The 19,780-nt window shown below is 70.9% G+C and carries 17 protein-coding genes; 12 read left to right on the top strand and 5 right to left on the bottom strand.

The genetic code is table 11. The features are described from left to right. The first annotated feature begins 73 nt into the window (after positions 1–73). The 11 genes from ACQP2O_RS04115 to ACQP2O_RS04065 all read left to right on the top strand — a co-directional run bounded on the left by ACQP2O_RS04115 (position 74) and on the right by ACQP2O_RS04065 (position 11,309). On the top strand, positions 74–1,120 hold the full coding sequence (locus tag ACQP2O_RS04115) for a glycosyltransferase family 2 protein (protein ID WP_433180021.1): 1,047 nt from the start codon (positions 74–76) through the stop codon (positions 1,118–1,120). After that, positions 1,117–2,316, top strand: coding sequence for a GNAT family N-acetyltransferase (locus ACQP2O_RS04110; protein ID WP_433180019.1), 1,200 nt, complete (start codon positions 1,117–1,119; stop codon positions 2,314–2,316). Before ACQP2O_RS04115 ends, ACQP2O_RS04110 begins: the two co-directional genes overlap by 4 nt. Beyond that, the gene (locus tag ACQP2O_RS04105; protein WP_433180017.1) at positions 2,313–3,230 is read left to right on the top strand and encodes a glycosyltransferase family 2 protein; all 918 of its coding nucleotides are present in this window, start codon (positions 2,313–2,315) and stop codon (positions 3,228–3,230) included. The genes ACQP2O_RS04110 and ACQP2O_RS04105 overlap by 4 nt, the downstream gene beginning before the upstream one ends. Continuing rightward, positions 3,223–3,990 (top strand): polysaccharide deacetylase family protein, encoded by a 768-nt coding sequence (locus ACQP2O_RS04100; protein ID WP_433180015.1) that lies wholly within the window; start codon positions 3,223–3,225, stop codon positions 3,988–3,990. Before ACQP2O_RS04105 ends, ACQP2O_RS04100 begins: the two co-directional genes overlap by 8 nt. Further along, positions 3,987–7,580: a hypothetical protein gene (locus ACQP2O_RS04095; protein WP_433180014.1), complete on the top strand. Its 3,594-nt coding sequence runs from the start codon at positions 3,987–3,989 to the stop codon at positions 7,578–7,580. Before ACQP2O_RS04100 ends, ACQP2O_RS04095 begins: the two co-directional genes overlap by 4 nt. Then, entirely contained in the window at positions 7,577–7,993 is a 417-nt protein-coding gene (locus ACQP2O_RS04090) for a hypothetical protein (RefSeq protein WP_433180012.1), read from the top strand. Before ACQP2O_RS04095 ends, ACQP2O_RS04090 begins: the two co-directional genes overlap by 4 nt. A gap of 333 nt (positions 7,994–8,326) precedes the next feature. Next, entirely contained in the window at positions 8,327–8,710 is a 384-nt protein-coding gene (locus tag ACQP2O_RS04085; protein ID WP_433180011.1) for a hypothetical protein, read from the top strand. A gap of 155 nt (positions 8,711–8,865) precedes the next feature. Continuing rightward, a complete protein-coding gene (locus ACQP2O_RS04080; protein ID WP_433180009.1) occupies positions 8,866–9,417 on the top strand; it encodes a hypothetical protein in 552 nt (183 codons plus the stop codon). Between the two features lie 43 nt (positions 9,418–9,460). After that, on the top strand, positions 9,461–9,817 hold the full coding sequence (locus ACQP2O_RS04075; RefSeq protein ID WP_433180008.1) for a hypothetical protein: 357 nt from the start codon (positions 9,461–9,463) through the stop codon (positions 9,815–9,817). Positions 9,818–10,129: 312 nt separating this feature from the next. Further along, a complete protein-coding gene (locus tag ACQP2O_RS04070; RefSeq protein WP_433180006.1) occupies positions 10,130–10,576 on the top strand; it encodes a hypothetical protein in 447 nt (148 codons plus the stop codon). Between the two features lie 193 nt (positions 10,577–10,769). Then, a complete protein-coding gene (locus ACQP2O_RS04065) occupies positions 10,770–11,309 on the top strand; it encodes a hypothetical protein (RefSeq protein ID WP_433180004.1) in 540 nt (179 codons plus the stop codon). A 31-nt stretch (positions 11,310–11,340) separates the two neighbouring features. Here ACQP2O_RS04065 and ACQP2O_RS04060 read toward each other — a convergent pair whose 3' ends face one another. The 3 genes from ACQP2O_RS04060 to ACQP2O_RS04050 all read right to left on the bottom strand — a co-directional run bounded on the left by ACQP2O_RS04060 (position 11,341) and on the right by ACQP2O_RS04050 (position 15,563). Further along, positions 11,341–12,663, bottom strand: a complete 1,323-nt coding sequence (locus ACQP2O_RS04060) for a GH39 family glycosyl hydrolase (protein WP_433180003.1) — start codon at positions 12,661–12,663, stop codon at positions 11,341–11,343. Between the two features lie 11 nt (positions 12,664–12,674). Next, the gene (locus ACQP2O_RS04055) at positions 12,675–13,937 is read right to left on the bottom strand and encodes a cytochrome P450 (RefSeq protein ID WP_433180001.1); all 1,263 of its coding nucleotides are present in this window, start codon (positions 13,935–13,937) and stop codon (positions 12,675–12,677) included. Positions 13,938–14,354: 417 nt separating this feature from the next. After that, positions 14,355–15,563 (bottom strand): RNA-guided endonuclease InsQ/TnpB family protein, encoded by a 1,209-nt coding sequence (locus tag ACQP2O_RS04050; RefSeq protein ID WP_433179999.1) that lies wholly within the window; start codon positions 15,561–15,563, stop codon positions 14,355–14,357. A 155-nt stretch (positions 15,564–15,718) separates the two neighbouring features. Here ACQP2O_RS04050 and ACQP2O_RS04045 point away from each other — a divergent pair, with 155 nt between their 5' ends. Continuing rightward, positions 15,719–16,513: a mechanosensitive ion channel family protein gene (locus ACQP2O_RS04045; protein ID WP_433179997.1), complete on the top strand. Its 795-nt coding sequence runs from the start codon at positions 15,719–15,721 to the stop codon at positions 16,511–16,513. Between the two features lie 91 nt (positions 16,514–16,604). Here the strand turns inward: ACQP2O_RS04045 and phoA are convergent, their stop codons facing one another. Together phoA and ACQP2O_RS04035 are read right to left on the bottom strand one after the other, a co-directional pair. Then, complete coding sequence (gene phoA / locus ACQP2O_RS04040) at positions 16,605–17,963, bottom strand: alkaline phosphatase (RefSeq protein WP_433179995.1); 1,359 nt, start codon at positions 17,961–17,963, stop codon at positions 16,605–16,607. Between the two features lie 453 nt (positions 17,964–18,416). Continuing rightward, the gene (locus tag ACQP2O_RS04035) at positions 18,417–19,688 is read right to left on the bottom strand and encodes a serine/threonine-protein kinase (protein ID WP_433179994.1); all 1,272 of its coding nucleotides are present in this window, start codon (positions 19,686–19,688) and stop codon (positions 18,417–18,419) included. Between the last annotated feature and the right edge of the window lie 92 nt (positions 19,689–19,780).

Below are 19,780 nucleotides of genomic sequence, written 5' to 3'. Positions count from 1 at the left end.
CGATGGTGTCATCGACCTCGGCAGGCGGACTCGAGTCCCTCCGAGCACCCCCTGCCAAACCGGGGGCACCACCATGCACGAGCCGGACTCCCTGCACCGCGCCGGCGTACGCTCCGGCGCGCTCCTGCATCACCTGGACGCGGCGCGTCACCGCGCGTCCTGGCCGACCGTCACCGCCGTCATCCCCACCCTCAACGAAGCCGACAACCTGCGATGGCTCTTGCCCCGGCTCTCCGGGGTGGACGAGGTCATCGTCGTCGACGGCGAGTCATCCGACGGCACCGCCGACGTCACCCGGCGCCTGCGACCGGACGCCGTCGTCATCAGCCAGCCACCCGCCGGGAAAGGTGCGGCGATGCGGGCCGGCTTCCAGGCGGCGACGAGCGACGTCATCGTCGCCATCGACGCCGACGGGAGCATGGATCCCAAGGAGATCGACGCGTTCGTCGCGCTGATCTGCTGCGGGTTCGACGTCGTCAAGGGCTCCCGCTACTGCGTCGGCGGGGGCTCCGACGACCTGACCCGGCTGCGCCGCGCCGGGAACCTCTGGCTGACCAGGCTCGCCAACATGCTGTACGGCGTGCGCTGGACGGACCTGTGCTACGGCTTCATCGCATTACGCCGCTCCGTGGTCGACCGGCTGGGCTTGGCCGCCGACGGGTTCGAGATCGAGACGGAGCTGTGCGTCAACGCCATCACCACGGGGCTGCGCATCGCCGAGATGCCGAGCCATGAGTTCGACCGCAGGTCGGGCGTTTCGAAGCTGAACGCCCGCCGCGACGGCCTCCGGGTGCTGCGCACGATGGTCCGGCGACGCCGGGGGCCGGTGAACCGCCGGCACGCGCGGGTTCGGGCCGACCGGAGCCTGCCGGGCCTCGAGCGAACCGCCCGGGGCGTATCGGGCCTCGAGCGGACCGGCCAGGGCGTGCCGGGTCTCGAGCGGACCGGGCAGGGAGTGGCGGGCCTCGAGCGGACCGGCCGGAGCGTATCGGGCCTCGACCGGTCCGGCCGGGGCGTGCCGGGCTCCGACCTGTCCGGTCGCGAACCATCCGCCCTGGAACAGGCCCGCTTGGAGCAGGCCCGCCTGGAGCAGGCCGGTGTCGAGGGGGCCGCCGGGTGAGGTTCGACATCGCACGCCCGGACGAGCTTGGGGAGCCGGAGCTGGCGCGCTGGCGCGCGCTCCAGGGCGCCGGCGCGGCTCTCGGCAATCCATTTCTCTCCCCGGAGTTCGCCCTCGCCGTGGGCCGTTTCCGGGACGACGCGCGCGTGGCCGTGCTCAGCGAGGGGCCGCGGATCGTGGGTTTCCTGCCGTACGAGCGGCACGCGCTCGGGCTGGGCCGGCCGATCGGCGCGGGCCTGACGGACTGCCAGGGCCTGGTCGGGCCGCCGGACCTGGAGTTCGACGTGCGGGCGCTGCTGCGTGCCTGCCGCCTGTCGGTCTGGGAGTTCGATCACCTGCTGGCCGAGCAGGCGGCGTTCGCGCCGTACCACGCGGAGACGCGTGTCGAGCCGGTGATGGACCTGACCGCAGGCTTCGCCGCGTACGCCGACGAGGCGCGGAAACGCTCGCCCAAGACGCTCAAGACCGTCCGGTACAAGGAACGCAAACTCGGGCGCGAGACCGGCGAGGTGAGTTACACGTTCGACGAGCGGGACCCGGCGGAGCTGCGGCGCCTGATGGCGTGGAAGTCCGACCAGTACCGCCGGACGGGCCGCACCGACCGGTTCGCCGTGCCGTGGATCACGGCGCTGGTCGAGCACCTGCACGCGACGGGCGTCGGGGTGCTCAGCGTGCTGCGCGCCGGGGACCGCGCCGTCTCGGCCCACCTGGGCCTGCGGGCGGGGCCGGTGATGGCCGGCTGGTTCCCCGCGTACGACGTGGAGTTCGGCCGGTACTCCCCCGGCATGATCGGCCATCTGCGGATGGCGGAGGCCGCGGCCGACGCGGGGATCGGCTGGATCGCCATGGGGCGGGGCGGCCGGGAGTACAAGGACTGGCTGAAGAACGCCGAGTTCCCGATCGCCGAGGGCCGCGCGGCCCGCGTCTCGGCCGCCGCCGGGCTGCACTGGGTCCGGGAGGCCCCGATGCGCAGGGCGCGCAGTGCCGTGCTGGCCAACCCGGCGCTGTACGCGGGCGCGGACCGCGTGCTGCGGGCGTACGCCCGGCTGCGCCCCGGCGGAGCGGCGAGCCGACGAGCGAACGGAGTGGCCGGCGAGGGACGAGCCGGCCGCAGAGAGAGTGAGGAGGGGAGCGCGACCGGACAACCCCGCACGAGTGGGCCCGGACCCGTGCCCGGAGAGGGGAGCGCGGCGTGAAGATCTCCGTGGTCATCTGCGCCTACACCGAACAGCGCTGGGACGACGTCCTGGCCGCCGTCGCGTCCGTACGGGCGCAGCGGCTCGCGCCGCACGAGATCATCCTCGTCGTCGACCACAACGAGCCGCTGCGGGAACGCCTCCGCGCAGCGCTCCCGGACGTCCGGGTGATCCCCAACACCGGGCGGCAGGGGCTGTCCGGCGGCAAGAACACCGGTGTGGCAGCGGCACGCGGCGACGTGGTCGCGTTCCTCGACGACGACGCGGTGGCGGACCCGGACTGGCTGTCCGTGCTGGCCGCCGGGTACGCCGAACCGGACGTCGCCGGGGTCGGCGGCCGTACGCTGCCGCTCTGGCCGTCCGACGCGCCCCGCTGGTTCCCCGACGAATTCGCGTGGGTGGTCGGCTGCACGTACCGGGGGATGGCCGCCGGCCCGATCCGCAACCTCATGGGCGGCAACGCCTCGTTCCGGCGCGCGGCGTTCGACGTGGCCGGGGGCTTTCGCAGCGGCATCGGCCGGGCGCCGGGGAAACGGCCGCTGGGCTGCGAGGAGACCGAGTTCTGCATCCGTCTGCGCCAGGCCGCGCCGGAGACGGTGCTGCTGTTCGACGACCGCGCGGTCATCTGGCACCGCGTGCCCGGCGAACGCGCGCGCTTCGCGTACTTCCGCACCCGCTGCTACGCCGAGGGACTGTCGAAGGCGATGGTCACGCAGAGCGTCGGGGTCGGCGACGGGCTCGCCAGCGAACGGCGGCACGCCCTGGTCGAGCTGCCGCGCGGCGTCGGGCGCGGCATGCGCTCCGCCGCCGCCGGCGACCCGGCCGGGCTCATGCGTGTGGGCGCGATCGTCGCCGGGCTCGCCTTCACCATGTCCGGATACGCGGCCGGCTCCTTCCGGAGGCCCCATGGCTGACGCCCGCCCCGTACCCATTCTGATGTACCACTCGATCGGTGGGGCCGATCGGCTCGCGGTGCGCCCGGAGGCGTTCGCCGAGCAGCTCGCCTACCTGAAGGACGGCGGCTTCACCCCCATCACGTTCGGTGAGCTCGTACGGCGGCGTCCCACGACCGGGCGGCCCGTCGTGCTCACCTTCGACGACGGGTACGCCGACTTCCACGAGCGGGCGCTGCCGCTGCTCGAGCGGTTCGGGTTCTCCGCGACGGTGTTCGTCACCACGGGCTGGATCCGGGACGCCGGGCCGTACGCCGCGGGGCGGCCGCTCGGCCGGATGCTCAGCTGGCGGCAGGCCGAGGAGATCACGTCCTGCGGGGTGGAGGTCGGCGGGCACGGGCACAGCCACGCCGAGCTCGACCAGCTCAGCGACGCGGTGCTGCGCACGGAGCTGCTGCGGAGCAGGCGGCTCCTGGAGGACCGGCTCGGCTGCGCCGTGACGACGATGGCGTATCCGTACGGCTACTCCAGCGCGCGCGTCCGGCGCGAGGTCCGGGCGGCGGGGTACGGCGCGGCCTGCGCCGTGGCGAACGCCCTGGCGGCCGGGCACGACGACACGCTGGCCGTGCCCCGGCTGACCGTCCGGGCCGGCACATCCCTCACTACGTTCGAGCGGGCCCTGCGAGGCCGGGGGTTCCTGGTCGACCACGCGCTGACCAAGGGGTACGCCGTGGTCCGCCGCTCCCGCTACGCCGTTCGACGCCTCCGAGGATCCGTGTGACACGTCAGAAGTCACTTGCGCGGGCGGAGGAAGAGGCGACACTGGAGCCCATGGCGGCCCTGCGGAGCGAGCTGGCCAATCCGCTGTTCCGCAACGCGTACGCCCTGATGATCAATGGTGGGCTCACCGGCGTGCTCGGGCTGGGCTACTGGCTCCTCGCCGCGCACTTCTACCCCGCCGCCGAGGTCGGCCGCCAGTCCGCGCAGAACCAGGCCATGATGTTCCTCGGGGGCCTGACGGCGCTCAACTTCATCCTCATCCGGTTCATCCCGGAGATGGGCCAGAGCACGAGCCGGCTCGTGCTGCGCACGTACGTCGCGGGCATCGCGGCCGCCGCCACCCTGGCCGCCGGGTTCCTGCTCACGCTGCGGTGGTGGGGCCCGTCGTTCGCGCACCTGTCCGGGCTCGGCGCGGGGATCTTCTTCGTCGCGTCGGTCGTCTCGTGGAGCCTCTTCACCGCCCAGGACGGGGTGCTCACCGGGCTGCGGCACGCCACCGGGGTGCTCGGGAAGAACACGGTGTTCGCCGCCCTCAAGCTCGTGCTGCTCGTCGTCCTGGCCGGGGCGCTGCCCGAGGACGGGATCGCGATCTCCTGGGTGCTGTCCGCGCTCCTTCTGCTGATCCCGGTCGAGTCGCTGATCCACCAGCGGTTCATCCCCCGCCACGTCGCCGCGACCGCGGGCGACCGGCCGGTCCCCACGGGCGCGGAGATCGGCCGCTACATCGCCGGCGACTACACCGGAACGCTGTTCTACTACGCCCTGTGCAACCTCATCCCCGTCGTGGTCGCCGCGCGCCTCGACGCCAGTACGAACGCGTTCTTCTACCTGGCATGGGTGCTCGGCGCGACCGTGGACGTGCTCGCCGTCAACATGGCGACCTCCCTCACCGTCGAGGGCGCGTTCGACGCGGGCGGCCTCGCCGCGGCCTGCCGCTCGGCGCTCCTGCGCATGACGCTCATCCTCGTGCCTGTCACCGTGGTCTTCCTGTTCGGCGCCTCGATGGGGCTGTCCCTGTTCGGTGCGGGTTACGCCCGGCACGGCGCCCCGCTGCTGCGGCTGCTCGCCCTTTCCACCCTGCCCAAGGCGCTGATCGAGGTGTACATCGGCGTGCTGCGGGTGCGGCGGCGCACCCGACGGGTCGCCGTGCTGCAGGGGGTGCGGTTCGCCGGCGTGCTGGCGCTGGTCCTGGCGCTGCCCGGCACGACCGGTCCCGGATACGCCGTGCTCTCGGTCAGCGTCGCACTCGCGCTGGCCGTGGCCCCGGCGCTGCTCCGGGTGATCCGCACCGCGGCACCCGCGCCGACCCCGACCCCGACGCCGGTGTCGGAGGCGACACCCGAGCCGACCGCGACGCCCGAGCCGACCACGTCGGCCGCAGCGACCGTGACGCACGCACCGACGACGATCCCGGCGCCGGAGACGACGCCCGAACCGGAGGCCGCGGGGCCGACGACGGCGGCGCCGGAGGCCATGCCCGAACCGACCGCGACGCCTGAATCGGAGGCGACCCCCGCGCCGGAGGCCGCGCGCCGGCCGGCGAAGCGGGCCGTCCGGCGGCGACGTGCCGCACGGACCGCGTCCTGGCCGGCCTGGGTGCTGTTCGCGGCCGGGCTCGGGCTGTACTGGATCCCGCTGCGGCACGTGCGGCTCGCTCACCTGACCGGGTACGGGCTGATCTCGGTGCTGCCGGTCGCGACCCTCGTCGGCGCGGCCCTGCTCGTCGCGGCCTTCTTCGTCACGCTGTGGCTGGGCCGCCCGCGCCGGGTGCTCCTGCTCCTGCAGCTCGTGAGCATCGTCGTCGCCCTGCACGGCCTCGCCCCGGCGCTGGAGCCGTACGCCCGGCCGGAGACGGCCTGGCAGCACTATGGATTCGTCGAGTACATCGGGCGGACGGGCAGGGCGGACTACGCGCTGGACGCGAGGTTCAGCTGGCCGGGGTTCTTCGCGTTCGTCGCCTTCGTGACCCGGGCCGCCGGACTGCGCGACCTGGAGCCCCTCCTGCACTGGGCGCCGGTCGCCGCGCAGCTGCTGTACCTCGCGCCGCTGTACCTCATCCTGCGGGTCATGCGCGCGAACTGGCGCGCGTGCTGGTTCGCGGCGTGGCTGTTCGTCGTGGCGGACTGGGTCGGGCAGGACTACTTCAGCCCCCAGGGCTTCACCTACCTGTTCTATCTGCTGTTCATGGGGGTGCTGCTGAACTGGTTCCGCCCGCCGGTGCGGCCCGCCGCGTGGCTGCCCCGGAAGAGCCGGGTGCGGACGTTCGTCCGCGGGCCGATGGCGTCCGGCGAGCGGCCGCCGGTCGACGTCCCCGTCGGTACGCGCACCGCCCTCGTGCTGCTCCTCGTGGTGATCTTCGCGGTGACCACCGCGAGCCATCAGCTCACGCCCTTCGTGACCCTGTTCACCTGCGCCGCGCTGGTGGTCGTCCGCCGGAGCACGGCACGGGGTCTGCCGATCCTGCTCGCCGTGATGGTCGCCGGCTGGGTCGGTTTCATGGCGACGGCCTACTGGGCCGGACACATCGGCGACCTGTTCTCCGGCGTGGGCGCGCTGCTGTCCAACCTGACCGGCGGGGTCGCCGGCCGGGTGAGCAACGGCAGCCAGAGCCTGGCGACGATCCAGCTGGTGCGGATCCTCATCGCCGCCGTGCTCATGCTCCTCGCGGTGTCCGGGGCGGTACGGCGGCGGCTGCGCCGCCACGACGACCGGGTCGCGCTGGTCCTGCTGGCGGCGCCCTTCCTCGCCGCGGGCCTGCAGAACTACGGCGGCGAGATCGCCCTGCGGGTGTACTTCTTCGTCCTCCCCGGCGCCTGTCTTCTGGCGGCGTACCTGTTCTTCCCGACGACGTTCACGGCGACGCGCCGTACCCTCGCGGTCTGCGCCGCCGCCGTCTGCGGGTTCCTGCTGGCGGGCGGCTTCCTGTTCGTCAGGTTCGGCAATGAGACGTTCGAGCAGGTACGCCCGGGCGAGGTGCGGGCCTTCGAGGCGATGCTGCGGCAGAGCCCGACCGGCGTGATCAATGTCGTATGGCAGGCGGATCCGCGCGACGACGCGGGCTACTTCCCGATGATGCCGTGGGGCGAGCGGTCGATGGAGCGCTTCGACTACACGGCCGTGCGCGCTCCGGCGAATCCGGCCGACATCTCCGGGATCCTCACGGCGCTGCGCGAGCGACCCGGCGGCTACTTCATCACCACCCGGGCCAACGAGGCGTACAACCACTACAACTACGGCCTGCCCGCCGGGTACGCCGACCGGATGCGAGCCACGCTGGCCGCCGCGCCGCAGCTGCGTCCGGTCTTCCGCGACGGTGACGCCACCGTCTACGCACTGCGGACGCCGCCGCCCGGCTCGCCGCCCGCCCCGGTGGCGGCGGGCCGCCTCCGGTTCGGCTCGACGAGCTGGACCCCCCTCGGCCTCGTCGTTCTCCCCCTGCTGATCGTGCTCCTGGTCGCGCGGGAGGTCGTGCGCCTGCGGATCCCGCCCGGCGAGGAACGACGACTCCGGCTATTCACCCCATGGATCGTTATTCTCGTCATCACCCTCGCAGCCGTCATTATCGAGCGCTTTCTGACATTGGGGTCGTGATGCGCAGGCGACGGATTTTTGCGACATCTAGCGTATTCCTCATCGGCGGCCTGATCGCCCTCGCCCTGTTCCTGCCGGACGCGCCACCGGCCGCCGACGCGCTGGTACCGGTATTCGCCTTCGTGGCGCCGGCCTTCTGCACGGCCCTGCTGCTCACCGGGCTCGATCCGGTGGCGCGGAGCATTTTGTCCGGTGCCGCCGCGATCGCCCTGAACGTCGCCGTCGCCGAGGTGATGCTGGCCTGCTCGATCTGGTCGCCACGCGGCGGGCTGATGGCCATCGCGGTGGGCTGTATACCCCTTTTCACCCTGGCCGTCGTACGTCGCCGGAATAACCGGGATTCCAGGGAAATGCGGATGACGGGGCCGGACGGCTCCGATGACGACGACGAGTCCTGGGCCTTCGACCGCTGACGACGGTGTCCCAGGGCGTAGGCATGGGGTCCTGAACTTAGTGCCGAGGCGGCGTGTCGTCGTCGGCGACACACCGTACGGGGCGGACTCCGGAAGCAGATCCGGGCTCGACCTGAGGATTTCCTCACGCATTTCGAGGCTGATGTCGATCTAGGCGGGGTAGCGACCGTTAAGTCCGGTTTTTTGGATTCGGTCTTTATTGCCATCTTACCCGGGTCTTAGCTCCGCGAGAAAGTGCGCGGGAATGTTACAAACAACGGCGTCCACCCGAAACACGGGGAGCAGCGCCGTTTCGTGAAGGCCATCGCGCCATTCCGACATAAGGAGACCGACGTGCTGAAGAAGACGTTCGCCATCAGCGGCCTGGCAATCGCCGCTGCCGCAGGTGCGATTCTCACCAGTTCGCCGTCGTCCGCCCAGGTTCAGACCGGGGGCGGCGGCTGGTGGAGCAGCCACAACTTCCGCTTCAGGTCGCACCACCGCAACTTCAACGCGAATGAGAACGAGTTGTTCAACCGCATCCGCGTGCGGATCCGGAACCGGAACAACAACATCGCGATCGCGCGCAACGACCAGGCCCAGGCCCAGCGCGAGAACCAGCGGCAGCTTGAGCGCCAGCGGCAGCGGCAGTTCCAGTTCGACCCGCCCGCGAACGGGGCGCGGCCCGGCGCCGTACCGGGCGCCGCACCGGCCGCCCCTGGCGCCCCCGGCGCCTGAGCCCAGCGGGGTCTGATCCTGGGCGGTGAACGCCGGCATCACACGACGATGGCTCGACGAGCCACGCGGTGACGGCCGCCTACCCGTCCGGTCCGGAATGGGCGCCGGAGATACCGCTCCGGCGCCCTTCTCCCAGACGACGAAAGGAGATCGGCGTGCTGAAAATGAAAAGCGCCTCTCTCGGCTTGGTGGCGTCCGCAGTCGCCGGCGTCTTGCTGACGGGTTCGCCGGCGAACGCCCAGGCCGACCTGGCCGGCTGGCATCACCACAGCTCTCATCGCATCTTCCACAGTCACCGGCACATTGCGCTGAACCACAACCGTCCGCGCATCTTCATCCGGATCTTCATCTACAACCGCAACAACAACATCGCGATCGCCCGGAACGAACAGGCCCAGGCGCAGCGCGAGCGGCAGCGGCAACGGCAGCTCGAGCGGCAGCGGCAACGGCAGTTCGAGGACCCAGGCACGGCCACGAGGAGCCCCGGTGCGCCGGGCGCCGCGAGCGCTCCCTTGACGTCGTCGAGCGCTCCCTCGACCACGTCGAGCGCTCCCTCGACCACGTCGGCCACGCCGACCGTCCAGGCGGCCCGTCCGCAGATGGCCGGTGCGCCGAGCGCCGTCCGGGAGCAGGCACCCGGGACCGCTCCGAGGCAGAGCGCGAGCTCCAATCAGGACTCCGCGGCCGATTCGTGGCAGACGCCCTGACGACTCGCAACACCATCCGATTCAGCACTGACAGGAGATTGAGATGTCGAAGAAGACGTACACGCTGGGCGGTCTCGTGATCGCCGCGGCTGCGGGCGTGCTCCTCAGCGGCTCGCCGGCGTCCGCCACGCCCACCTGGGGCGGCTGGGGCGGCGGGGGCCACTCGAGCCGCTTCGGGGCCTTCCACCGGCACAGCAACTTCAACGCGAATGAGAACGAGCTGTTCAACCGCATCCGCATCCGGATCCGGAACCGCAACAACAACATCGCGATCGCCCGGAACGACCAGGCCCAGGCCCAGCGCGAGAACCAGCAGCAGCGCGAGCAACAGCGCCAGCGGCAGTTCCAGTTCGACCCGCCCACCCGCGGGCCTGGGGCCCCTGGCGCGCCCGGCATGTGAGCTGACGCCGGCGTCCAGCGACGCAGGCACGTCGACGACTCGGACCGATGGCGTGCGGTGAACGACCGAATCTTTTGACCACAATAAGCGGCCTTTTCGGACAAATCATGGCATTAGCCACTAGGTAAAGAGTCGCCGACAGAACGACCAGCCCCAGGGCAGGAGTGATTACTCCTGCCCTGGGGTTTCGTCGTTTTATAAGCACCTTACTGCTCGATTGCCATGTCAACAGCGTTGTCGGGAAAGTACGCCTATGGCGCTCAAAACGGGCGCTGCTGGCCATCGAGCCATTTCCGGCAACAAGGAGTTGACGTGCTTAAGAAGACAAGCGCCGCCGGCGGTCTGGTCGTCGCTACCACCGCGGCCGGCCTCCTGCTCACGGGTTCGCCTGCCTCCGCCCAGGTTCCCACGTGGCACGGGCATCGCCACCACGTCCGCGTGAGCGCCCACAACCGCAACAAGAACGTCAACGTGAACAGAAACCGGATCATCGTCCGGGTCCGCGTCCACAACCGCAACAACAACATCGCGGTCGCCCGCAACGATGGTTTCCGCTTCCGCTTCCGCCGCCACCGCTTCTTCGACCGGGACCGGGACTGCTGCTTCCGCAACAACCGGTTCCGTGACGGCGACGGCGACGACGGCCTCCTCGGCCGCGGCCGGTTCTTCGACGGCGGCCGGCGTGACGGTGCCCGGGCCATCATCCGCGGCGACGACGTGTTCGCCCGCGCCGGTGACGCCCTCGCGTTCGTCGACTGACCAAGAACAGCCCGATACGTCGCCGAACTGCTAGCGACGGCGACGGTCGGCATCGGGATAGCCGTCACCTGAGCCGCACGGGTTGACAGTTCACCGCACGGGGCGCCGGAGTGGCCACTCCGGCGCCCCTTCCCACTCCGACCCTCATTCGCGACCGGCTCCGAAAGGGCCCGTTCAGTGGAAGGAGTTCGATGTGCTGACAAAGAAGAGCGCCGCCCTCGCCCTGGTGAGCGCGGCGACCGCAGGCGTACTGTTCGCGGGAACGCCCGCAGAGGCCCAGCCGGTACCCGCCAGAGGCGGCGTCACCAGCGCTCAGAGTGGCCTGACGAGCGGCCCGGCTCAGACCGCCGCCGGGAGCACCGTGGTGCCGAGCGATCACAACCGTCGCCGCCACTTCCGGCGCCACCGCTTCCGGCACCGCCACTTCCGCCGTCACTTCCGTCGTCACCACCGACGTTGGTGGCGGCATCACCGTTATCACCGGCCCTGGTGGTGGCGGCATCACCGGCACCACTACTACCGCCATCACTACCGGCCGTACTACCGTCATCACTTCCGGCCGTACTACCGCCACCACTTCCGGCCCTTCCACCGCCGCCACTTCCGGCCGTTCCACCGCCGCCACTTCCGGCACTTCCGGCATGGTGGCATGGGGTTCCGCCCGTTCCACCGCTTCGGGCACGGTGGCATGGGGTTCCGCCCGTCTCACCGCTTCGGGCATGCCAGGCGCTGAGCGCGACACGTGAACGACGATCGCCGGGCCGCTACCGAGATAGCCAGCGGACCTCGTACGGAGCGAGAGTGAGTTCGGCTCCACCGACCCGCGTACGGACCCGGCGGTCGCTCACGTTGACGACGACCGCCTCGTGCCGCTGGGCGAGCACCCGGACGTGTGTGTCGGTCGGCCGCACGTCGAGCAGTTCCGTACCGGCGGGGAACCAGCGGGCGAAGTTCTGGAGGAGGGTGAGCATGCCCCCGGGCGCACCGCCCGTGCTCACCAGCGTGCTGATCCACAGACAGCCCTGGCAGCGAGCGTCCTGGGCCTCGTTGTTCCAGTACAGGACGGTGCTGACGCCGGTCCGGGCGAACTCGATGAGCGCCGCCGCGTTGATGGCGATGCGCTTGTTCTCGGCCCACGGAAGGCTCTGCGGCTCGACGTAGAACTCGCTCCACCAGATCGGCAGCGTCGTCTTCGACCGCAGCCACTCGTCGATCGCGGTGAGCTTGCCCAGCGCGGTCACCTCGTCGGGGTAGACGTCGCGGTCGTCGCTGGCCGTCGGCCCGTCCACCGCGATGAAGTCGGCGCCGTGCTTGTGGGCCAGCCAGTAGTCGACGGCGTCGATGACGCGCTGGTCGACGCTCCCCCACGGGCCGCGTACCGACGACTGATGGCCTTGGACGAAGCTGTACATCGGGATGTACGGACCACCGACCTGGATGCGCGGGTCGACCGCCTTAACGGCGTCGTAGACCGCGTTGTAGAAGTCGGTGAAGTCCTCGTACCTCCAGCGGTCGGCCGTCGTGTCGAAGAAGCCCTTGAGCTCGTTCCAGACCTGGAAGTGGCGCACGTCCGGGTAGCGCCGCGCGACCGCGGCGGCCAGTGCGGCGTAGTCGCGGTAGTGGTCGGGCGTCGGGGCGACCTCCAGTTTGCTCCAGTCCGTCGCGCCCGGCCGACCGCCCTTCATCCAGTCGGGCGCGCAGCACAGGGTGATCACTGGAACGCCGTGGGTCTTCCGTATGAAGGCGATCCGCTGGTCGAGCGAGCGGAAGTCGAAGACGCCGGGAGACGGCTCCGGGTTGCCCGCTCCCCACCCCATGATGTGCTGGTTCTGCACGACGGGCTGCCGCGCGATCGTGGTCGCGGCGGTGCCGCTGGCGGGTCCCGTGTCGGCGCTGTAGTCCGTGTGCGTGAAACCCCATGCCGGCCAGTCCGTCATCCCGCGGGCCCCGACGACGCCGACCGGTCGCGCCTCCGGCCGGTCGTTCGAGGACGCCGCGCGCCGGACCGCGAAGCCGAGGGTCGCGATCAACGCCGCGGCGACGGTGACGCAGAGGATCAGCATGGGCGGGCGCATGCGAAGGACCACGACGATTCGCCTCAGATCTCGTACGGCAGCCGCTTGATGCCGTTGTCGAAGCCGGAGAGCAGCGGCTCCGGCTCGCCGGTCGCCCTGATGCCGGGCACGCGGGTGAAGAGCTCCCGGAACATCGCGGTGAGCTCCCGCCGGGCGAGATTGGCGCCCAGGCAGAGGTGCGGTCCTGGGCCGCCGAACCCGACGTGCGGGTTGGGATCCCGGCGGATGTCGAAGACGTCCGGGTCCGCGAACACGTTCTCGTCCCGGTTGGCCGACAGGTAGAACAGCACCACCTTGTCGCCTTCGCGGTAGGACTGGCCGTTCATCTCGTAGTCGCAGGTCAGCGTGCGCCGGAACTGAATGATCGGCGAGACGTACCGGACGATCTCCTCGATCGCCCCGCCGATCCGGCCGTCGAAGTCCGCCATGAGCAGCGCCCGCTGACCCGGATGGTCGGTGAACAGTTTCAGCCCGTGCGCGAGGGCGTTCCGGGTCGTCTCGTTCCCGGCGACGAGCAGCAGGTCGAAGAACGCGCCCAGCTCGCGCAGCGACAGCCGCTCGCCGTCGACGTCCGCGTTCACGAGCGCCGACACCAGGTCATCGGCCGGTCTGCGGCGGCGCTCCCGGCCCAGGCGCGCGACCAGGCGGTGCAGGACGATGATGGCCTTGAGGTTGCCGGCGAGGAGGCGGAGCGTACGGAGCCGTACGACGTCTCCCCGGACCCCGGAGTACTCCGTCATGGCGTCCACGCAGGCGGCGACCTTCGCGTGGTCCCGCTCGGGGATGCCCATCATCGCGGAGATCACCCGGATCGGCAGGCGGGCGGCGACGTCGGCCACGAAGTCGCCCGAGCCACGCTCGAGGACGTCGTCGACGATCGCCGTGGCCGTGGCGGCGATGTGCTCGTCGATGCGCTCCAGCCGACGTGGGGTGAAGGCGCGCGAGACGATCCGCCGGAGCCGGGCGTGCCGCGGATCGTCCATGTTGACCATGGGCCGCCCGAAGAGCAGGACGATCCACGGCGGCGGCTCGGGCGAGGTCGCGGCGGGCTCGCTGCTGAACACCTTCGCGTTGCGGCCGGCGTGTACGACGTCGGCGTGGCGGACGAGCGCGTAGAAGCCCCGGCCCGAGCGGACGAAGGGCACCCGCTGTTCCGTGACGAAGACGGGACGGTCGCGGGCCCGCAGCCGGGCGAATGCCGCCGACCGCTCCTCGGCGGGACGGGCCCAGAAGTCCAGTCCCGCGAGGTCGATATCGTGCTGCTCTGCCCGGGTTCGCGCGCCCATGAGGCCCCCATCGCGGTTCACGTGCCACCTGACGCTAACCCGCGAAAGCGGAATTTTGGGCCCGGCGGCCGGATCGCGCCACCGCCGGTGGGCTGGAATTTCTCGGCCTTACGGTTACCTGTGGAAATTCGCCGGAATTGCTCCATTTTCGCCGGATACAGGCGGCCCGCGTCGGGTTCAGTGATACACGCAGACGTAGTCGACCTGAAGGGTCGAGGTCTTCCAGGCGGACACCGGCTTCCCCGCCGCTCCGCCGACCGCGTGGCGATCGTTGCGTCCCGGGGGTTCGGGGAGACTCGGGCCCCGCTCGGTACGGTTGGCGGGACTCTACTCCTCGTACGCATGAAGGTGGTCGTGGTTGACTTCCTTCCCCTCCTCAAGAAAGGGGATTCCCGTCGGCCTTGTGGCCGATCCGGCTTACGCCGGGCGCCTCGCGGCGCGGGTTTCCTGGTTCAGCACCGAATGCGGAAGGGAGGACCCTTGCCGTCTTACACCAGCTCCACAGGCATCACCAGGGTTGTCCCTGGCTACGGCTCGACCAGCCGCAAGTATGTTCTTGGCCGCGTTGATGTCCCGGTCGTGCCGGGTGCGGCAGCCCGGACACGTCCAGTGCCGGGTGGAAAGACTCAGCTTGGTGAGCAGGTGCCCGCAGGCCGAGCAGGTCTTGGAGGAGGGGTACCAGCGGTCGATCACGATGAGGGTGCGTCCAGCGCGTTCGGCCTTGTACTCCAACTGCCGCCGAAACTCCCCCCACCCCGCATCACTGATCGCCCTCGCCAGCGCGTGATTCTTGACCATGTTCTTGATCGCGAGGTCTTCGATGACGATGGTGTCGGCCCGGCGGATCAGGTTGGTGCTGGTGCGGTGCAGGAAGTCGGCGCGGGCGTTGCGGACCTTGCGGTGGGCGCGGGCGACCTTGGTCTTGGCTTTGCGCCGGTTCATGCTGCCGCGTTGGCAGCGGGCCATGCGCCGCTGGTAGCGGGCGAGGTTGCGGGCCTTGCGCTCCAGATGCCGGGGGTTGGCGATGCGTTCGCCATCCGAGGTGACCGCGAAGTCCTTGATGCCGAGATCGACTCCGATGGCGTGCCCGGCGGTCTCCAGGGGGTCGGGGGCGTCGGTGTCGATGGCGAACGTGACGTACCAGCAGCCGTCCGGATCCCGGGAGATGACGACCATGGTCGGGTTGAGCGTGGCGGGGTCGACGTCGTCGAAGGACCACACGAATCTCAGTGGCGTGGTGGTCTTGGCCATGAACAGCTCGCCGTTCTTCATGCGGAACGCCGAGCGGGTGTAGTGCGCGGTCTGACGCGAGCTGCGGGTCTTGAAACGCGGGTACTTCGCCCGGCCGGCGAAGAAGTTCGCAAACGCCGCGTGCTGATGCCGCAGCGTCTGCTGCAGCGGAACCGAAGACACCTCCGAGAGAAACGCCAGATCCTCGGTCTTCTTCCACCCGGTCAACGTCGCATCGGTCTGCTTGTAGGAGGTCCTCTCGCCCCGCTCGTGATACGCCGCATGACGCTCGGCGAGGGTCATGTTCCACACCAGGCGCACACACCCGAACGTGCGGCTGAACACCGCCGCTTGTTCGGGGTCCGGGTAGGCCCGGCACTTGTACGCCGTCCGCATGACCGTCACCTTACGCATCACATGCAGACCTGTAAGGCGATTGGCAGAATGTCGGTGAACTCCGTTCCAGGACAGTCCCGCCTACGCCGGGACTGTCCTGGCGGAGTCCGAATCCCTCCCCGGCAGGAAGGCCGGGACATCCTTCGGAGAACTAGGTGAACGAGCTACATCTGGCCGAGCAGATGGCCAAGGTGCGGACCCGGGCACGGCCGTGGCGTTCGATCATCGCCGCGGCGCTGGCCGTGCTCGCGGTGGCCGGGTCGGTCCTCGCCCGGCAGCAGACCCGGACCCCCGGTCAGCGGCTGCCGTGGCAGCTGGCCGCCGCCGGCTGTGCGGTGGTGTTCTGCCTGCTGGCCTTCTCCGCGACGCTCGGGCTGTCCGGCCGGGTGCGAGACCTCATGCTGCCCCGCATCGGCACCAGCCACGCCACGATGGTGCGGCTCGTCCTGGTCCTGGTCGGCGGCCTGACCACTCTCGTGCTCACCCTGCAGCTCTTCGGCCTGCCCGTCGGGCAGCTCGTGCTCGGCGGCGCACTGACCGGCGTACTCGTCGGGATCGCGGCCCAGCAGACCCTCGCCAACCTCTTCGCCGGCATCATCCTGCTGCTGTCCAGGCCGTTCGTCGTCGGCGAGGAGATACGGCTGTCGTCCGGCCCCCTGGGCGGGGAGTTCCAGGGCACGGTCATGGAGGTCGGCCTGACGTACGTCCGGCTCAAGGCCGACGACGGTGAGTTCCACCTGCCGAACGCCCAGGTCCTCTCCGCGGCCGTCGGGCCACCGACCGCCGCCGAACCCGACACGACGGTGGCCCCGGGCGCCGCGGCCGACCCGGGCCCCGCCACCGGCGCGGTGGTGGGAGCGGAGGCCGTGGCCGGAGCGGAGGCCGGGGCACGGGCGAGTGCGGAGGGCGAGGCGCAGGGTCATGGCGGAGGGCCGGCCACCGCACGGTGACCGGCCCTCGCGAACGTGACTCAGCGGCGCACGTCGAGCGCTGGGTGAGCGTGACTCAGCGGCGCAGGTCGAGCGCTCGGGTGAGCGTGACTCAGCGGCGTACGTCGAGCGCTCGGGTGAGCGTGCCGAACAGGTCGGTCTGGTCGGTGACCCCGACGACGTTCGCGGCCTGCGGGCCCTGAGCGGCGATCCGGACCTCGGTGCCGGTGTGCTCCTGCGACTGGCCCGGGGTGTTGGTCGCGTAGTTGATCTTCATGTTGCTGCCGTCCGCGGTGATCAGCGTCGCCGTCTGGCCGGGGCTCTGGGCCTCGAGCGGGATGATCTGGCTGGTGTGCCCGTGGTCGGCCGTGACGACCACGAGGGTGTCCTTGTGGTGGCGGGCGTAGTCGAGTGAAGCCTGCACCGCCCGGTCGAACTCGACGTTCTCCCCGATCTGGCCGCACGGGTTCGCGGCGTGGTCCTGCTTGTCGATCGAGGCGCCCTCGATCTGCAGGAAGAAGCCCTTCTTACCCTTCTTCGACTGCGCGTCGAGGAGGCCGATCGCCTTGTTGGCGAGGTCGCGCAGGTGCGGGCCGCTGAACTGCGCGTTCGGCGTGCACTTGGCGGGGTCGGTACCGCCGACCTTGGCGAGCGGACCGGTCCACTCCAGCGGCATGTTGCCGTCGGCGAACAGCCCGAGCACCTTCTTGTCCGGCTTCGCGGCGGCGAGGCCGGCGGCGTCGGTGACGACGTTGTAGCCCGCGGCGGCGGCCTGGTCGAGGACGGTCTTGCCCTTGAACGACCCGGCCTTGACCGTCTGCGCGAAGCGGGCCTTGCCGCCGCCGAAGTAGACGTCGGCGCCGGTCTGCACCTGCTGCTCGGCGATCGAGCCCGGCCCGCCGTTCACCTTGTCCTCCTGCGGGCACTTGGCCATGTCGGCCGGGCCCTGGCAGGACCGGTCGGCGACGTGCGCGGCCAGGACCGCCGGGGTCGCGTCGCCCAGCTCCGCCGTGCTGACGTCGCCGGTACGGAACCCGGCCTTCTTGGCCAGCTCCAGGACGGTCGCCTGCGGCTTGCCGTCGGGCGTCACCGAGATCGCGCCGTTGTAGGACTTGCGCCCGGTGGCCCAGCCGGTCCCGCTGGCGGCGGAGTCGGTGACGTAATCCGGCTTGCTCGGGTCGCTCTTGTTCACGGCGTACGTGGTGTACTCGCCGGTCAGCGGCAAGGTGTCAATGGCCAGCCGCCCGGCGGCGCCCTTGGCGTAGTTGCGGGCGATCGTGATCTCCGAGTCACCCATGCCGTCGCCGATGAGCAGGATGACGTTCCGGGCCTTGCCGCCCTTGATCGCGGAACGGACGGCGTCGGTACGGTCGCCGCCCGACGCGAAGGTCGGCATGGCCGCCGCGGTCAGCGCACCGACGGCCAGCGCCGCGATGGCACCCCGGCGGATCAGCCTCGACGATGAGGTCATGTAACGGTCTCCCTTAAGCAAATAAATCGCAAAGCCGCTGCTTGCGAGGGATACGCCATCAGGCCGGGATGGCACCACAGGCCGCGTAGAGTGACGCACGGATGAACGGCAGGCGAAATCCCCTGGCCACCGCGAGGGTTGCCAGGCCGAGATCACCAGCGGCGTTCACACCGGTGAACGGACCGAGACCACCAGCAGCGTCCACGCCGGGCCGGACCGGGACCGCCAGCGGCGTCCATGCCGGGCCAGGCCGAGACCGCCGGCGGCGTCCATGCCGGGCCAGGCCGAGACCGCCGGCGGCGTCCATGCCGAGGCCGGGCCGAGACCGTCGGCGGCGTCTACGCCAGGGGACGAATCAAGAGCACAAGCGGCATCCACGTCGGTGAACGGCCGGAGACGCCGTACCGGGAAGCAGACCGCTGATCAGCGCCCCCGCGTCCCGTCGGTGCCGGGTCAGTGATGCTTACCGTGCTTCTTCTTCCGGTGCGTTTCGGGGCGTTTGGAGTGTTTTGGCTGAGCGCGCTTGTGGGGGGTGGGCTTCCGGGCGGTGGACGACGGGTGCGAGACCACGGGAGCGGCCGGCGCCGAGGACGACGGGGTCGCCGGGCCGTGCGGACTCGTCGGCCGGGCGAACCATCCCACTCCCCCGGCCAGCAACGCGATCGCCAGACCGCCGACCGCCAAGGGAAGTGCCCGGCGGTGCCGGGCCGGCTCGTCGGGCACCGGTACGGACAGGACCTGTGTCGCGCCGCCGACCGGATGCCCCGGCCCACCGACGGGGTGCATGGGCCCGGCCGGATCCCCCGGTCCGCCGTACGGCCCCATCCCCGGGGGCGGTGCCGCCGCGGGCGGCATCGAAACGCCGTCCAGCCGGGTTCCGCCCGCCACCGTCACCCCGGGGTCGGCTCGCAGCCGGGCGGCCCGGTCGGCGACGGACACCGCGTCGGCGGGTCGCATCGCCGGGTCCTTCGTCGTCAGTGCGAGGACGAGGTCGCGGACACCGGACGGGACGGACGGAGGCAGGGCGGGGAGGGGGGTGTCGCGGTGCGCGAGCAGCACGGCGGTCGGCGGCCCCTCGAACGGCGGCCGTCCGGTGAGCATCTCGTACGCGATGACGCCCAGCGCGTACAGGTCGGTGGCCGCCGTCGCCTGCTTGCCCACGGCCTGCTCGGGCGCCAGGTACAGCGGCGTGCCCATGAGCATGCCGGTCCGGGTCAGCGGGATGGCGTCCACGGCGCGGGCGATGCCGAAGTCGGTGATCTTGATGGAGCCGTCGCGGCCGACCAGGAGGTTCCCGGGCTTGACGTCACGGTGCACGAGCCCGGTGACGTGCGCCACGGCCAGGGCGGCCGCCGCCGAGCCGATGACCTCGAGCACGCGGTCGAGGTCCATCGGCGCGTCCCGGGCGATCGACGCCGCGAGGGACTCGCCCTCCACGTACTCCATGACGAGGTACGGCGGCTCGTCGCCCCGGCCCTCGTCGTAGTCGAAGACCTGGGCGATGCCGGGGTGGGACAGGGCGGCGGCGTTCTGCGCCTCCAGGCGGAACCGGTGGCGGAACTCGTCGCTGTCGGCGTACTCGCCGCGCAGGAGCTTGACCGCGACCGGGCGACCGAGTGCGGTGTCCTCGGCGCGCCAGACCTCGCCCTGCCCACCGACGGCGATGCGCTCGACCAGCCGGTAGCGGTCGCCGAGGACCGTGCTGGGGCCGAATGTCATAGTCATCGTTCGCGCCACGATACAGACACAGACCACCATGAATCACGCGGTCGAGTCCAGGCGAGGGGCATCAAGGCGTGTCGCCCGTGGTCACCGGC

Origin of the sequence: Actinoallomurus sp. CA-150999, from assembly GCF_050942425.1 — a bacterium.
In the GTDB taxonomy this organism is placed as follows: Bacteria; Actinomycetota; Actinomycetes; order Streptosporangiales; family Streptosporangiaceae; genus Actinoallomurus.
Note: the sequence above shows the minus strand (reverse complement) of the source record. Positions and strands in the feature narration are given on the sequence as shown.